A 13,194-nucleotide genomic window follows, 5' to 3' on the forward strand; every position below is an offset into this window, starting at 1 on the left:
GTCAGCGGGCTTGAACGGGACCGAGGAGTTCCTGGGCGACCGCGAACACCGAGCCGGCGAGCGGCAGCAGCATCATCTCCTTGAGTGTATAGAAGGCGGCTGTCTCGGCGTCGTCGCTGGCCTCGGCCTCGCCACCGGCATAGGCGGCGCCGAAGACCGTGAGGAGATAATCGACCGGGTGGCTTTCGTGCCTGCCGTCGATGTGGATTTCCCGAAGCGGGCGAAAGCCGTCGGCGAGCAAACCGGTCTCTTCCATCAGTTCACGCCGTGCCGCGTCCTCCAGCGTCTCACCGGCTTCGACCTTACCACCGGGAAAGGCGTAGAGCCCTTGCGAGGGCGGACGCGCCCGCTTGACCAAGAGTACGGTGTCGCCGCGCACGACGGCTACCGAGACGGCCGGAAGTACCTTGCGTGCTGTGTTCATCGATCCCTGATCAACTCATTCGAGACAGGTCTTTTGTGGATCGACAGCATGGGCAAGCTTTAGCGGTTGCGCAACGCAGGTTCGATCGCCACTTTCAACACCGAGCTATTCGAAAGACACAGTCGATCATGTGCGGACGTTTTGCCTTGACCGCCACGCCGGAGCAGACCGCTGCCTCGCTGGGCCTTGCGGAGCTGGAGGATTTCCCGGCACGCTACAACATCGCACCGACACAGCCGGTCCTGATGGTGACCGCTGGCGTGCCGCGAGCCCCGGGCTCCAATCTGCCGGACAGGCAACCGATGCTGGTGCGCTGGGGCCTGATCCCAGCTTGGGTGAAGGACACCAGGGAGTTTCCGCTGCTGTTCAACGCGCGCTCCGAGGGTGCGATGGAGAAGGCCTCGTTCAAGGCCGCCATGCGCCATCGCCGCGCGCTGGTGCCGGCATCCGGTTTTTACGAATGGCGGCAGACCGGAGGCAAGAAGGGACAACCCTATTGGATCCGGCCCAGGCATGGCGGGTTGATCGCCTTTGCAGGTCTGATCGAAACCTATGCCGAGCCCGGTGGCTCGGAGATGGATACCGGCGCTATCCTGACCGTCAACGCCAACGCCGATATCGCCCATATCCATGACCGCATGCCGGTGGTGGTGGATATTTCTGACTTTGCCCGTTGGCTGGATTGCCGCACGCTCGAACCGCGCGATGTCGTCAATTTGCTGCGGCCGGCGCGGTCCGATTTCTTCGAGGCGATTCCTGTCTCCGACCTCGTCAACAAGGTTGCCAACACCGGACCAGAGATTCAAGAGAGGGGCGAAATCGGGCCGGAACTCGAGAACGTGAGGCGCCAGAAACCTGGCGCGGACGACAGTCAGATGACGCTGCTCTAGCGAAACCTATCTAGGTCTATGTTCAGGACGCCTGTTCGCGCGCCCATCGCCGGCGATTGCGCCAGCCGCGTCATTTCAGGCGGCGCGGGGCGATACGATCTTCTGCGCCGGCTTGTTCTTCTTCGCGGTGTGGAGAAGGGCGGCGACGATGGCGGCCGGGCCGATCGCGCGATAGTGGTTGGCCAGCGCCGGTTGCTTGGCGCGGTTGGCTTCCTGCTTGCTTCGAGGCATGTTTCTCTTCCCTGGTAACGTTTCCGTGTCTGCGTTTGCTGGTTGATTCCGACCAAATCGTGACGCGTGGTGATCTAGCCGGCGAATGTTTCATGACTGTGCCGACATGTTTAATAAAATGTTTCACTGACTGATTCCGTCTGATCGGGCGATGCTTTTGCTAGCCCTCGCTACCTTTTTCCCGGGATCAGCGACTTGACGGCAACACTGCTCAGGGCGATAAAGCCGCCGATGAAAACGTCTATCGCCATTTGTGGCATTTGCATTATTGGCTAGCCTCGCGCTGGTCCGGACGTTTTCGCCTCATCTTCCCCAGATTGGACAAACGCCCCGGCCAGCAGGCTGGAACCTGATTGGCGCCTCGGCGCTGGGCTGGCTCCATCCAGACAAGAAGTTCTGAACGGGAAGCATGGAATGTCTGACGCATCAAAGGGCCTGCGCCTCTACAACACGCTGACGCGCATGAAAGAGGGTTTCGTGCCGATCGATCCGCTTGACGTGCGCATGTATGTCTGCGGCCCGACCGTTTACGACTTCGCCCATATCGGCAACGCCAGGCCGGTGATCGTGTTCGACGTGCTGTTTCGCTTACTGCGCCATCTCTACGGCGAGACGCACGTCACCTATGTGCGCAACATCACCGACGTCGACGACAAGATCAACGCGCGGGCGCTCCGCGATTTCGGCGGCGAGATCGCTTCGGGAACCCTTTCGCTCAATGAAGCGATCCGACGGGTGACCGAAAAAACGGCCGGCCAGTTCCACAGGGATGTCGCCACGCTTGGCTGCATTGAGCCGACGGTCGAACCGCGCGCCACCGAATTCGTCGAACCCCGCGCCGACGGCAAGGCTGATATGATCACCTTGATCAAAAGCCTGATCGGACGCGGCCATGCCTATGTCGCGGCAGGCGAAGTTCTGTTCGATACGGCGTCGATGCCGGACTATGGTCAATTGTCGAAGCGCAATCTCGACGAGCAGCAGGCCGGTGCCCGCATCGCCGTCGACGCCCACAAGAAGAACCCCGGCGATTTCGTGCTGTGGAAACTGTCATCGCCGGAAGAGCCCGGTTGGCAAAGTCCATGGGGCAGGGGCCGCCCCGGCTGGCATATCGAATGCTCGGCCATGTCGGCCGCCTATCTCGGCGAGGTCTTCGACATCCATGGCGGCGGCCTCGATCTGATCTTCCCGCACCATGAGAACGAGATCGCCCAGTCGCGCTGCGCCCACGGGACCGATGTCATGGCCAATGTGTGGATGCACAATGGCTTCCTGCAGGTCGAGGGCCAGAAAATGTCGAAGAGCCTCGGCAATTTCTATTCGATCCATGAGTTGCTCGAGACCGAGACCTTCGGCGGCCGCAAATGGCCTGGCGAGGTGCTGCGGTTGGCTATGCTGATGACGCACTACCGCGAGCCGATCGATTTTTCCGTGCGCAAGCTTGAGGAGGCGGAGAATACGCTTCGCAAATGGAAACGGGCGTCGGACCTGGCGCCGGCTGCGGGAGGCCAGGTGCCGGCGGAGGTCGTGGAGGCGCTGTCGGATGATCTTGCGACATACGCGGCCTTCCAGCAACTGACCGAGCTTGCCGGCGAGGCGACCGACTTCAGCGGCGCTGGCGAGAATGGCGCTGCGGCTTCCTTGAAAACCTCGCTCGCATTCCTCGGGTTCGACGTCGGCGCGGCCAAGGTCGACGAGGCCGCGATTGCGGAAACCATCGCCAGGCGCCTGCAGTTCATCGCCGCCAAGAACTGGGCCGAGGCCGACCGCATCCGCGACGAACTCCTGTCGCAAGGCGTGCAGTTGAAAGACGGCAAGGATCCGGCGACCGGAGAACGCGTGACGACGTGGGAGGTAAAGCGGTGAGGGTGGCGCCAGGCACCCCCCCTCTGCCCTGCCGGGCATCTCCCCCAATCGCCAATGTCACAGATTGTGCGCGACCGGCAAAGCTGCTGATCTACCCCATGAGGGGGAGATGCCCGGCAGGGCAGAGAGGGGGCTCGCGATGACCCATCATCGGGTATCTCCCTTCAATCGCAGCAACACGCGCAAGATGCGCAAGTCAATGACCGAAGCCGAGCTAAAGCTCTTGAAAGAGATCAGGGCCCATCGTCTCATGGGATTGGCTTTCAGACGTCAGATGCCAATCGCCGGCTGCATCGTCGATTTCGCCTGCCCGAATAAAAAGCTGGTGGTCGAATTGGACGGGTCTCAGCATGCCCAAGTCGCAGTCTCGGAATGGGACGCAAGAACAGCGAGGCTCGAAGCACTCGGCTGGACCATTCTGCGCTTCTGGAACGACGACGTGATCCGCGATATCGACAATGTCTGCCAGCACATCGTCAACTCGGCCGGCATGGCCAACGTGCCGGAACCAGCAACGGAGGAGCTCGTTCCATGATCGACCATCTCGGCATCACCGTTTCAGATTTCGATGCCTCCAAGGCCTTCTATGACAAGGCGATGGCGCCGCTGGGTGGCTCGTTGCTTTATATGGTGCCGCAGGAATACACCGGCGGCGCCAAGGTCGGCGGCTATGGCCGCGACCGGCCGGTGTTCTGGTTGAGCGCGGCCGGGGAAAAGCCCCGAGATCATCAGCACGTCGCCTTCACCGCGCGCAACCGCGCCGAGGTCGACGCCTTCCATGCCGCCGCCCTTGCAGCCGGCGGCAAGGACAATGGCGGACCGGGCCTGCGCCCGCACTATCACCCCAACTATTACGGCGCTTTCGTCCTCGACCCCGACGGCAACAATGTCGAGGCGGTCTGCCATGATCCGGAGTGAAAACCGATGAGCCTCGACAACCGGCCGGTCTACACAGGCGGCTGCCAGTGCGGTGCGGTGCGCTTCCGCGTCGAAGGTGCGCTCGGCGACGCCTCGGTCTGCCACTGCCGAATGTGCCAGAAGGCCAGCGGCAATTTCTACCTGCCGCTGGTTTCGGTGCGCGGCGCCAAGGTCGAGTGGACGCGCGGCGAACCGAAGCGGTTCCGTTCCTCCAATGCCGTATGGCGCGGCTTCTGCGCCGAATGCGGCACGCCGCTGACCTTCGAGGCGCCCGACGGCATGGCTCTGGCGATCGCCGCCTTCGATGATCCGGCTGGCATCGCGCCGACCATCCAGTGGGGCACGGAAGCGAAACTGCCCTATGTGGATTCCATTCCGCGATTGCCGGGCGAGGACACGATGGCGGATATCGGCTCCGCTCCTTATCTCGCCGAACTCATCTCCTATCAGCATCCCGACCACGACACCGACCAATGGCCGCCGGAGGAAAGACCATGACCGAAACTGTCCGAACCGGCGGCTGCCAATGCGGCGCCGTGCGCTTCCGCATCAAGGGGGTGCTGGGACGCGCATCCATCTGCCATTGTCGCATGTGCCAGAAACAGTTCGGCTCCTTCTTCGGCGCGCTTGTGACGGTACCCAAGGATGGCGTCGATTGGACCCATGAAGAACCAAGTTATTTCCAATCTTCGGTCAACATCGATCGCGGCTTCTGCGCCCGTTGCGGCACGCCGCTGACCTATCGGCAGCCAGGCGGGCTCGAGATCGCCATCGGCGCCTTCGACGACCGCTCGGATCTGGCGCCGAGGATCCAGGTCAACTATGCGGCACGGCTGCCTTGGGTCGAGACGATCTTCGACCAACCTGTCCACCAGGATCCCGATTATTACGCGCGGCAGGAGCAGATCATCTCCTTCCAACACCCCGATCACGAAACGGCCAACCGGCCGCAACAGGGCCTGAAAATATGAGCTTGCGCACCCTCTACCCGGAAATCGAACCGTTCGACTCGGGGATGCTCGATGTCGGCGACGGCCATATGGTCTATTGGGAGCGGTCGGGCACCAAGGGCGCCAAGCCGGCCGTGTTCCTGCATGGTGGACCGGGCGGCACCATCTCGCCAAAACACCGGCGCCTGTTTGACCCCAAGCTTTACGATGTCATCCTGTTCGATCAGCGCGGCTGCGGAAAATCGACGCCGAACGCTTCGCTGGAGGCCAACACGACATGGCATCTCGTTGCCGACATCGAGCGACTGCGCGAAATGGCCGGCTTCGAAGATTGGATGGTGTTCGGCGGTTCCTGGGGCTCGACGCTGGCGCTCGCCTATGCAGAGACACACCCTGATCGAGCCAGCGAACTGGTGGTGCGCGGCATCTACACGCTGACCCGCGCCGAGCTCGAATGGTATTATCAATTCGGCGTCTCGGAGATGTTCCCCGACAAATGGGAGCGTTTCCTGGCACCGATCCCGCAGGCCGAGCGCGGCGACATGATGGCCGCCTACCGCAAGCGGCTGGTCGGGTCCGACCGAAAGGCGCGGATCGAGGCCGCCCGCGCGTGGAGCCTGTGGGAAGGCGAGACCATCACCCTGCTTCCTGAACCCGAAACGAGCGGTCCGTTTGGCGAGGACGACTATGCGGTAGCCTTCGCCCGCATCGAAAACCACTACTTCGTCCATGCCGGCTGGCTCGAGGAGGGACAGTTGCTGCGCGATGCCGGGAAGCTCAAGGACATCCCCGGCACCATCGTCCACGGCCGCTACGACATGCCGTGCCCGGCGCGCTACGCCTGGGCGCTGCACAAGGCGTGGCCGAAGGCGGACTTTCATCTGATCGAAGGCGCCGGTCATGCCTATTCGGAGCCCGGCATTCTCGACCGGCTGATCCGCGCGACGGACAAGTTTGCGGGCAAATGACGATGAAGCGCGAGCGCCTCTATCTCTTCGACACCACGCTCCGCGACGGCCAGCAGACGCCGGGCATCGACTTTTCGGTCGAGGACAAGATCGCGATTGCCAAACTGCTCGACGAGTTCGGCTTCGACTATGTCGAAGGTGGTTATCCCGGCGCCAATCCGACCGACACTGCATTCTTCCAGCAGAAGCGCACGGCACGCGCAAAATTCGTTGCGTTCGGCATGACCAAGCGGGCTGGGGTCTCAGCCTCTAACGATCCGGGGCTGGCGGCGCTTGTCCAATCGAAATCGGACGCCATCTGCTTCGTCGCCAAGAGCTGGGACTACCATGTTCGCGTGGCGCTCGGTTGCACCAACGAGGAGAACCTCGACTCCATAAAAGTTTCCGTCGAGGCGTCGGTCGCTTCGGACAAGGAAGCGATGGTCGATTGCGAGCATTTCTTCGACGGCTTCAAGGCCAATCCGGACTATGCGCTCGCTTGTGCGAAAACGGCCTACGATGCCGGCGCGCGCTGGGTGGTGCTTTGCGACACGAATGGCGGCACGCAGCCCTCGGAAGTCCGGGCAATCGTCGAGAAGGTCATCGCCGCGGGCATCCCGGGCAAGCATCTCGGCATTCATGCCCATGACGACACCGGCCAGGCGGTGGCCAATTCCCTTGCCGCAGTCGAGGCCGGCGTGCGCCAGATCCAGGGCACGCTGAATGGCATCGGCGAACGTTGCGGCAACGCCAATCTGATCTCGATCGTACCCACACTGGCGCTGAAGCCGGCTTTCGCCGACCGCTTCGAGACGGGAATTTCAGCCGAAGCACTGACCGGCATTTCGCGCCTGTCGCGCGCCTTCGACGAATTGTTGAACCGCGCCCCGGAAGCGCAGGCGCCCTATGTCGGCTCGTCCGCCTTTGCCACCAAGGCGGGTATCCACGCTTCGGCGCTGGCCAAGGAGCCGGCGACCTATGAGCATGTGGAACCGCAAGCCGTGGGCAACCGCCGCCGCGTCATGGTCTCCGACCAGGGCGGCAAGGCCAATTTCCTCGCCGAGTTGAAGCGGCGCGGCATCGATGTGCCGAAGGAGGACCATCGGCTCGACGCCCTGATATCGGTGGTCAAGGAGCGTGAGGCCTCGGGCTATGCGTACGAGGGCGCCGACGCCTCCTTCGAACTCCTGGCGCGCAAGATGCTGCACGGCCTGCCGGAATTCTTCCACGTCACCTCGTTCCGCTGCATGATCGAGCGCCGCTTCGATGCCAATGGGCAGTTGAAGACGGTGTCGGAAGCAGTGGTCAAGGTGCTGGTCGAGGGCGAGGAGAAGATGTCGGTGGCCGAGGGCCATGGTCCCGTCAACGCGCTCGACATTGCGCTCCGCAAGGATCTCGGCAGATACCAGAACGAGATCGCGGATCTCGAACTTGCCGACTTTAAGGTGCGCATCCTCAATGGCGGCACCGAGGCCATTACCCGCGTGCTCATCGAATCGCATGACTCGACCGGCGCGCGCTGGTGGACCGTCGGGGTCTCGGAAAACATCATCGATGCCTCGTTTCAGGCGCTAATGGATTCGATCGTCTACAAGCTGATGAAGAATCGCGAAATGGCGGGGTTGGTGGCGGCCGAGTAAGTTTGAACCATCAGCGAAAGTCCATTGATCCATCAGAACTTTGCGATGGTCTTGCCAAGATTACTGGGCCATAGCGTTGGGCCATGGCCGTTGAAGCAATTACCCCCGATGCAGATGGAAAAGCCCGCCGCGGCTTCCTCCTGGCGCTGGGTGCCTATCTCTTGTGGGGGTTGCTGCCCTTCTACATGAAGGCGGTGGCGCATCTGCCGCTTGCCGAGGTGATTGCACACCGCATCGTCTGGTCGGTGCCGATTGCCGCGGCGGTCCTGGTCTGGGCCGGCCGCACAACCGACTTCAAGGTGGCGATCCGCTCGCCCCGCACCATCGCCATGGCGGCGTTGACGGCGGCGCTGATCTCGGTCAACTGGGGCATCTATGTCTGGGCGATCGCTGTCGACCGCACCGTCGAGACAGCGCTCGGCTATTATATCAACCCACTGGTAAACGTCGTGGTCGGCGCGCTGCTGCTCGGCGAGCGGCTCGACCGGTTGCAGATCGCGGCGGTGGTGCTTGCGGCGGTCGCCGTCGCCGTGCTGACAGTCGACGGCGGCAAGCTGCCCTGGGTGTCGCTGGCATTGGCGTTTTCCTTCGCCGCCTACGGCTTCTTCCGCAAGACGTTGCCGATCGGCCCCAGCCAGGGTTTCCTGCTCGAAGTGCTTTTGCTGTCGGTACCGGCGCTGGGCTATATCGTCTTCCTGATCGCCACCGGACAGGACCATTTCGTCTCCAGCAATGGCACCGACACCGCGCTGCTCATCGGCTGCGGGCCGGTGACGGCCGTGCCGCTGCTGCTGTTCGCCTTCGGCGCCAAGCTGCTGCGCCTCTCGACCATCGGCATCATGCAGTACATAGCGCCGACCATGGTGTTTCTGATTGCCGTGCTGATCTTCGACGAGCCGTTCGGCACTACGCAGGCCGTCGCCTTTGCCCTGATCTGGGCGGCCCTTGCGGTCTATTCCTGGTCCATGCTGGCGACGGCGCGCCGGGCTACATCTGTCCGAGCCGCCTGACGAAAAGATAGGTCACGCCCGCGATCAGCAGCGACACGGCCGTGACCACCCAAAAACCCAATGGGGTGTTGACCAGCGGCAAACCACCGACATTCATGCCGAACAGGCCTGAGATGATGGTCATCGGCAACAGCACCGCTGTCATCACCGAGAGCACATAAAGCAGCCGGTTAGACTGCGTCGTCAGCTTGGCCATCAGCTCGTCCTGCAGCAGCCGCGTGCGCGCCTGCAACTGCTCGCCGTCATAGTGCAGCGTCTGGGCGCGATGCGAAAGCCGCGCCGCCATGTCGTTGATCGAATCCGGCAGGTCGTTGCGGTGCGAATGGTCGAGATGGCGAAACAGATTGGTCAGCGTCGCCATCTGTCGGTGGATGACCACCAAGTGCCGTCGTGCATCGACCAACGCCTGCCGCTCATTGTGCCATGCGTCGCAGACGATACGGTCCTCGATGCCGTCGAGACTGTCGCTGAGTGCCGCGAGTTCCGCCGCCATTCCGTCGAACGACTGGCCGACGACAGCCTCGATCAACTCGGCCGGCGAGCGGAACTTGCGCGATCCGTTTTCGATAGCCTTGCGGATGTTGTCGACCGATTGCAGCGGTTGCTTGCGGGCGCCGACAAGCATCGTGTCGTTGAGGGCGAAGCGGAAATGACCAAGCCCGCCGGCTTCCGCCGAATAGTCATGGCGCAGGTCCGGCAGATCGCCATAGAGCCAGTCATCCTCGAGGTCGATGTGGCAGCCGTGGCTGGCGGTCAGGAAGGCTTCGCGCACCGGCGCCGGCAAGGCCTGATCGGCGCCGATCTCGTGGCGGGCACGCATGTCGGAAAGCTGGTAGCTGCGCCATGTCCAACGCGCGGCGGCGGCATCCCTGGTGCGCACCCCTTCGGTGGTAAAATGATAGATGAAGAACAGCCCGTGCTCATCGGGCAGGTAAGGCGACAGGTCAATGCCTTCGGAGGGGATGGCGATGTTCATGGCGGCTTCGCCGGTCTCTGATGCGGTCGGGGTCGCGGGGGGCGGTCAAGCGCGATTTCTAGCATGGCATCCCGGATTTAGTGTGACTGTTTCGTGACGGCGTGCCCTAAAGGACGCTGGTGATCCCGCCATCCACCAGCAGCGTCTGTCCGCTCACGAAACTGGCGGCGTCGGGCGCCAGGAACACGGCAGCGCCCGCGAGTTCCCTCACTTCGCCCCAGCGCCGCATCGGCGTGCGGCCGGTCAGCCAGGCGGAGAATGTCTCGTCGGCGACCAGCGCGGCGTTGAGCTCGGTCTTGAAATAGCCCGGCGCGATGGCGTTGACGCGCACGCCGTACTGGCCCCATTCGCCTGCCATCGACTTGGTCAGCATGGTGATGGCGCCCTTGCTCGCCGCGTAGGGCGCGATCGAGGGGCGTGCGAGCACGCTCTGCACCGAGGAGACATTGATGATCGACCCCCTTTGGCGCGCGATCATGCCCTTTACGACGGCCCGGCTCACCTTGAACGCGCCGTCCAGGTTGGTGGCCATCAGCGCGTCCCAGTCGGCGTCGCTGAAGGTCTCCAACGGCGCCCGTCGCTGGATGCCGGCATTGTTGACCAGGATGTCGATCGGTGCGGTGCCGGTTTCCGCCGCTGCGATCGCCAAGTCGACCGACTGCGTGTCGGTCACGTCGATCACCGCTTCCGTGATCGAGTGGCCCGCGGCGCGCAGCTTGTCCGCGGCCGCTTTCAGATCGTCGGCCTTGCGGCCGCCGATCGTGACGCGCGCGCCGGCGCTCGCAAGCGCCTCCGCGAAGGCGAGGCCCAGGCCACGGCTGGCGCCGGTGATGAAGGCATGCTTGCCTTCGAGGCCGAACAGTTGGCCGAGATAGTCGGTCGAATGCAATTTGCACCTTCATCGATTGCGATTTATCGCCGTCAGTCGAAGGCTCGTTCGGCCCTTGGCAAGCGGCAGCGCCAGCGTGCCGCGTGGCTTGATGAGATGGAAGGCGCTTGTCGGCCTGGCGGTCTGGCTGACGACCACGATTGTCGCGGTCGTCGGCCTCAGCGCTTCGGCCCAAACCCCGGATAGGGATTGAGTGGTACGATCGCGGCAATGTCCATCATGCCGGCCTTGACCAGGGGCAAGGTGGCGAGATGGCCGCGCACATCGGCATCGCTGCCGACTTCGAACATGATGCCGCTGCCGGGAATGTCGCCGCGGTTCCAGATCTGGCGCACCGCGCCTTCGGCATAGAGGGTGCGACGCTGCTCGGCCTCGCCAGGCAGAAGGGGTGCGAAATCGGCATCGGTGAACTTTTCGGTGTTGCGGGTGAGAAGGGCAAGAAATTGCATTTCGATCTCCTGTTTGTCGGCGGTTGACCACAGGAGATATCGCGCCGGATAGTCAGACTGTCCAAGACTGATTAGGCTAAAGTTGAGACCCAAGAGGGCTTAACGTCGGAGGCAAAAATGTTCGACCTGCGCCAGATCAGATATTTCGTCACCGTCGCCGAAACCGGCAATGTGGGTCGAGCCGCCGAACTGCTGCATATTTCGCAATCGCCGCTCAGTCGGCAGATCATGCAGCTGGAACAACAGCTTGGCGTCACTCTGTTCGAGCGGGCAAAGCAACGGGTTCATCTCAATGCCGAGGGCCGCGCCTTCCTGACCGAAGCCCGTGCGTTGCTGTCGAACGCGCGGCGGCTGGAGGAGCTTGGCCGCAACCTAGCCCGCGGTTCTGTCGGGCGCCTTGCCATCGGCTATGTCGAGGGTGCGGTCCATGCCGGGCTTGTCGCCGGCATGCTGCGTCAGTTCCGCCGCGACCGGCCGGATTTTCATCTGCAGTTGAGAAGCCTTCGCTCGGCGGCGCAGATGGAGGGGCTTCGGCAACGGTCGCTCGATCTTGGTTTGACGTATGCTCCGGCAACGGCCGACGATCCCGATATCGTGAGCGTGCCGCTGCGCCACGAGCCGCTGGTGCTGGCCATTCCTGAGGACGATCCGCTCGCCGATGTGGCTGATATCCAGCCGCGCCATCTCGACGGCCGCGTCTGGATCACCGTCGTGCGGCAGCCCGACGACACCAATCGTGGCCAGTTCCTCGCCGCTTGCGCCGAGGCTGGCTTCCTGCCCGACATTGCCTATGAAACAGCGGACCCGCTGACCTCGCTCGGGCTTGTCGGCGCCGGCCTTGGTCTCGCCACCGTGCAGGCGAGCCTGCGCACGGCCGCGCCGCCCTCCATCGTGTTCCGCGACATGCCATGGTTCGGCCGCATGGTTTCCATCCACCTCGCCTGGCGGCGGCAGGACCAGCGTGCGGTGATCGCCGATCTGCGGCAGGCTGCTCGTAGGGAGTAGGGAGTAGGGAGTAGGGGAAACTGTACGCTCCGACACTGCGAACCTACTGCTCTACTCCCGTACTTTACATCTTGTCGATCACCGACTGGACGCCCTCGGTCGGCGCGTCGACCGAGGAGCTGGCGACCATGATGGCGGCGACGATTGCCTCGGGGTCGTTGACGACCAGCGGCTTCACACGCTGCGCGGTATGAATGAAGCCTTCCGCCGCCATGTGATCAAGCAGCGCCGTCATCGGATCCCAGAATCCGTTGACATTGCCGAAGACGATCGGTTTGCGGTGATGGCCAAGCTGCGCCCAGGTCATGATCTCGACGATCTCCTCGACTGTGCCGATGCCACCAGGCAGCGCCACAAAGGCGTCGGATTTCTCGAACATCTTGTGTTTGCGCTCGTGCATGTTGTCGGTGATCGACAACTCGTCGAGCCGGTCAAGCGCGGTTTCGGTTGCTTCCTTGTTGATGAGGAAGCGCGGAATGATGCCCGTCACCTTGCCGCCGGCCTTGAGCGCGCCTTCGGCGACGGCGCCCATAACGCCTTTGGTGCCGCCGCCATAGACCAGCCGCAGGCCTGCCCTTGCAATTGAGCGTCCAAGCAGATGGCCGGCCTTGACATAGATTTCATCGCGGCCCGGAGATGAGCCGCAATAGACGCAAACGGATCGAATCGTGTTCATGCCGATGATTGGTGATTGGGTCTGAAAGCGCGGTCAAGCCCTAGGGTTGAGAAGGGCGGGCTTTTTCTTGTCGGTCATGGCAAAACACGCTAGACCGGCGTTAGGTGGCTAAGGGGCAGGGAAATACATGGCAATCAATCCATTGAAGGCGTTCTTGTTCGCGGCGGGTGGGACCGTCGCGGCCGCGGGAACCGCCTATGTATCGGGCGCACTCGACCCGTATCTTCATCGCACACCGCCGGCGGAAGTCGCGGCGTTGACGCCGCCCGCGGCGCCGAAGCCGGCCGATCCTGGCACGGAAGCGCGCCTGCCGGCTCCGGCGG

The 13,194-nt window shown here is 63.0% G+C and carries 16 protein-coding genes and 1 pseudogene; 11 read left to right on the plus strand and 6 right to left on the minus strand.

Going from position 1 to position 13,194, the window contains the following annotated elements; genetic code table 11:
* Window position 1 precedes the first annotated feature (1 nt).
* Window positions 2-424, minus strand: a complete 423-nt coding sequence (locus X742_RS158565) for an NUDIX domain-containing protein (RefSeq protein WP_023771653.1) — start codon at window positions 422-424, stop codon at window positions 2-4.
* Between the two features lie 128 nt (window positions 425-552).
* Here X742_RS158565 and X742_RS158560 point away from each other — a divergent pair, with 128 nt between their 5' ends.
* Entirely contained in the window at window positions 553-1,314 is a 762-nt protein-coding gene (locus tag X742_RS158560; protein WP_023771654.1) for an SOS response-associated peptidase, read from the plus strand.
* A 75-nt stretch (window positions 1,315-1,389) separates the two neighbouring features.
* Here X742_RS158560 and X742_RS1000000172270 read toward each other — a convergent pair whose 3' ends face one another.
* Window positions 1,390-1,545 carry a hypothetical protein gene (locus tag X742_RS1000000172270; RefSeq protein WP_023771655.1) on the minus strand — a complete coding sequence of 52 codons (156 nt, stop codon included), beginning with the start codon at window positions 1,543-1,545 and terminating at the stop codon, window positions 1,390-1,392.
* A gap of 414 nt (window positions 1,546-1,959) precedes the next feature.
* Here X742_RS1000000172270 and cysS point away from each other — a divergent pair, with 414 nt between their 5' ends.
* The 8 genes from cysS (at window position 1,960) to rarD (ending at window position 8,876) form a co-directional block, all read left to right on the plus strand.
* A complete protein-coding gene (cysS, locus tag X742_RS158555) occupies window positions 1,960-3,411 on the plus strand; it encodes a cysteine--tRNA ligase (RefSeq protein ID WP_023771656.1) in 1,452 nt (483 codons plus the stop codon).
* Between the two features lie 139 nt (window positions 3,412-3,550).
* Entirely contained in the window at window positions 3,551-3,946 is a 396-nt protein-coding gene (locus X742_RS158550) for an endonuclease domain-containing protein (RefSeq protein ID WP_023771657.1), read from the plus strand.
* A complete protein-coding gene (locus tag X742_RS158545; RefSeq protein WP_023771658.1) occupies window positions 3,943-4,329 on the plus strand; it encodes a VOC family protein in 387 nt (128 codons plus the stop codon). Before X742_RS158550 ends, X742_RS158545 begins: the two co-directional genes overlap by 4 nt.
* Before the next feature lie 6 nt (window positions 4,330-4,335).
* A complete protein-coding gene (locus X742_RS158540) occupies window positions 4,336-4,827 on the plus strand; it encodes a GFA family protein (protein WP_023771659.1) in 492 nt (163 codons plus the stop codon).
* Window positions 4,824-5,300, plus strand: a complete 477-nt coding sequence (locus tag X742_RS158535) for a GFA family protein (RefSeq protein WP_023771660.1) — start codon at window positions 4,824-4,826, stop codon at window positions 5,298-5,300. Before X742_RS158540 ends, X742_RS158535 begins: the two co-directional genes overlap by 4 nt.
* Window positions 5,297-6,247, plus strand: coding sequence for a prolyl aminopeptidase (gene pip, locus X742_RS158530; RefSeq protein WP_031247816.1), 951 nt, complete (start codon window positions 5,297-5,299; stop codon window positions 6,245-6,247). Before X742_RS158535 ends, pip begins: the two co-directional genes overlap by 4 nt.
* On the plus strand, window positions 6,244-7,866 hold the full coding sequence (cimA, locus tag X742_RS158525; RefSeq protein WP_198019196.1) for a citramalate synthase: 1,623 nt from the start codon (window positions 6,244-6,246) through the stop codon (window positions 7,864-7,866). The genes pip and cimA overlap by 4 nt, the downstream gene beginning before the upstream one ends.
* An 83-nt stretch (window positions 7,867-7,949) precedes the next feature.
* Window positions 7,950-8,876 (plus strand): EamA family transporter RarD, encoded by a 927-nt coding sequence (gene rarD / locus X742_RS158520; protein WP_023771663.1) that lies wholly within the window; start codon window positions 7,950-7,952, stop codon window positions 8,874-8,876.
* On the opposite strand, the gene X742_RS158515 is transcribed toward rarD, so the two are convergent.
* The 3 genes from X742_RS158515 to X742_RS158505 all read right to left on the minus strand — a co-directional run bounded on the left by X742_RS158515 (window position 8,854) and on the right by X742_RS158505 (window position 11,190).
* Window positions 8,854-9,852, minus strand: coding sequence for a transporter (locus tag X742_RS158515; protein ID WP_023771664.1), 999 nt, complete (start codon window positions 9,850-9,852; stop codon window positions 8,854-8,856). The two genes, rarD and X742_RS158515, sit on opposite strands and share 23 nt — an antisense overlap.
* Window positions 9,853-9,958: 106 nt before the next feature.
* Window positions 9,959-10,741 (minus strand): glucose 1-dehydrogenase, encoded by a 783-nt coding sequence (locus X742_RS158510; RefSeq protein WP_023771665.1) that lies wholly within the window; start codon window positions 10,739-10,741, stop codon window positions 9,959-9,961.
* A gap of 158 nt (window positions 10,742-10,899) precedes the next feature.
* The gene (locus X742_RS158505; RefSeq protein WP_023771667.1) at window positions 10,900-11,190 is read right to left on the minus strand and encodes a muconolactone Delta-isomerase family protein; all 291 of its coding nucleotides are present in this window, start codon (window positions 11,188-11,190) and stop codon (window positions 10,900-10,902) included.
* Window positions 11,191-11,307: 117 nt separating this feature from the next.
* On the opposite strand from X742_RS158505, the gene X742_RS158500 reads away from it, so the two are divergent.
* Window positions 11,308-12,195 carry a LysR substrate-binding domain-containing protein gene (locus tag X742_RS158500; RefSeq protein WP_023771668.1) on the plus strand — a complete coding sequence of 296 codons (888 nt, stop codon included), beginning with the start codon at window positions 11,308-11,310 and terminating at the stop codon, window positions 12,193-12,195.
* A gap of 64 nt (window positions 12,196-12,259) precedes the next feature.
* Here the strand turns inward: X742_RS158500 and X742_RS158495 are convergent, their stop codons facing one another.
* Window positions 12,260-12,871 (minus strand): TIGR00730 family Rossman fold protein, encoded by a 612-nt coding sequence (locus tag X742_RS158495; RefSeq protein ID WP_023771669.1) that lies wholly within the window; start codon window positions 12,869-12,871, stop codon window positions 12,260-12,262.
* A gap of 127 nt (window positions 12,872-12,998) precedes the next feature.
* Here X742_RS158495 and X742_RS0136595 point away from each other — a divergent pair.
* A pseudogene (locus X742_RS0136595) lies at window positions 12,999-13,194 on the plus strand (peptigoglycan-binding protein LysM); the annotation flags it as partial.

The organism is Mesorhizobium sp. LNHC229A00 (assembly GCF_000502415.1).
Lineage (GTDB): Bacteria > Pseudomonadota > Alphaproteobacteria > Rhizobiales > Rhizobiaceae > Mesorhizobium.

Coding starts and splice junctions, on each gene's coding strand:
- X742_RS158565 (WP_023771653.1), bottom strand. CDS start 424: ATGAACACAGCACGCAAGGTACTTCCGGCCGTCTCGGTAGCCGTCGTG.
- X742_RS158560 (WP_023771654.1), top strand. CDS start 553: ATGTGCGGACGTTTTGCCTTGACCGCCACGCCGGAGCAGACCGCTGCC.
- X742_RS1000000172270 (WP_023771655.1), bottom strand. CDS start 1,545: ATGCCTCGAAGCAAGCAGGAAGCCAACCGCGCCAAGCAACCGGCGCTG.
- cysS (WP_023771656.1), top strand. CDS start 1,960: ATGTCTGACGCATCAAAGGGCCTGCGCCTCTACAACACGCTGACGCGC.
- X742_RS158550 (WP_023771657.1), top strand. CDS start 3,551: ATGACCCATCATCGGGTATCTCCCTTCAATCGCAGCAACACGCGCAAG.
- X742_RS158545 (WP_023771658.1), top strand. CDS start 3,943: ATGATCGACCATCTCGGCATCACCGTTTCAGATTTCGATGCCTCCAAG.
- X742_RS158540 (WP_023771659.1), top strand. CDS start 4,336: ATGAGCCTCGACAACCGGCCGGTCTACACAGGCGGCTGCCAGTGCGGT.
- X742_RS158535 (WP_023771660.1), top strand. CDS start 4,824: ATGACCGAAACTGTCCGAACCGGCGGCTGCCAATGCGGCGCCGTGCGC.
- pip (WP_031247816.1), top strand. CDS start 5,297: ATGAGCTTGCGCACCCTCTACCCGGAAATCGAACCGTTCGACTCGGGG.
- cimA (WP_198019196.1), top strand. CDS start 6,244: ATGACGATGAAGCGCGAGCGCCTCTATCTCTTCGACACCACGCTCCGC.
- rarD (WP_023771663.1), top strand. CDS start 7,950: ATGGCCGTTGAAGCAATTACCCCCGATGCAGATGGAAAAGCCCGCCGC.
- X742_RS158515 (WP_023771664.1), bottom strand. CDS start 9,852: ATGAACATCGCCATCCCCTCCGAAGGCATTGACCTGTCGCCTTACCTG.
- X742_RS158505 (WP_023771667.1), bottom strand. CDS start 11,190: ATGCAATTTCTTGCCCTTCTCACCCGCAACACCGAAAAGTTCACCGAT.
- X742_RS158500 (WP_023771668.1), top strand. CDS start 11,308: ATGTTCGACCTGCGCCAGATCAGATATTTCGTCACCGTCGCCGAAACC.
- X742_RS158495 (WP_023771669.1), bottom strand. CDS start 12,871: ATGAACACGATTCGATCCGTTTGCGTCTATTGCGGCTCATCTCCGGGC.